The organism is Kitasatospora sp. NPDC056531 (assembly GCF_042794375.1).
Classification (GTDB): Bacteria; Actinomycetota; Actinomycetes; order Streptomycetales; family Streptomycetaceae; genus Kitasatospora.
This window is the reverse complement of the sequence record NZ_JBHTTU010000174.1, coordinates 1-395: the sequence shown is the minus strand read 5'-3', so window position 1 is coordinate 395 and position 395 is coordinate 1. Positions and strand designations below refer to the sequence as shown.

General features: G+C 71.6%; 1 protein-coding gene. It reads right to left on the bottom strand.

Annotated features, from left to right (window positions below):
- Positions 1–20: 20 nt before the first annotated feature.
- Positions 21–395, bottom strand: a 375-nt coding sequence (locus ACFQ87_RS43265; RefSeq protein WP_380616512.1) for a ricin-type beta-trefoil lectin domain protein, incomplete at its 5' end; no start/stop codon positions are given.

Sequence of the window (395 nt, the reverse complement as noted above, 5' to 3'; positions counted from 1 at the left end):
GTCGCGTGGAACCGGTGGCGCTACGGCAGGGTCCAGCGCTGGTTGGCGCCGCCGTTGCAGTCCCAGATCTCCAGCCGGGTGCCGTTGGCGGTGGCGAAGGCCGGGTCGTCGAGGCAGCGGCCGGACTGGGCGCTCTTCAGGGTGCCGTCCGGCTGGGGCGTCCATTGCTGGTTGGCACCGGCGTTGCAGTCCCACAGCTCGACCGGGGTGCTGTTGGCGATGGCGCCGCCGGTCACGTCGAGGCACTTGCCGTTGTGGGTGACGGTGCCGTTGGACCAGGTCCACGCCTGGGCGCCGCCGCCGTTGCAGTCCCAGAGCTGGACGGCGGTGCCGTTGGCACTGGAGTTGCCGTTGTCGTCGACGCACTTGCCGGGCAGGGCGGAGGCGATCGGGTC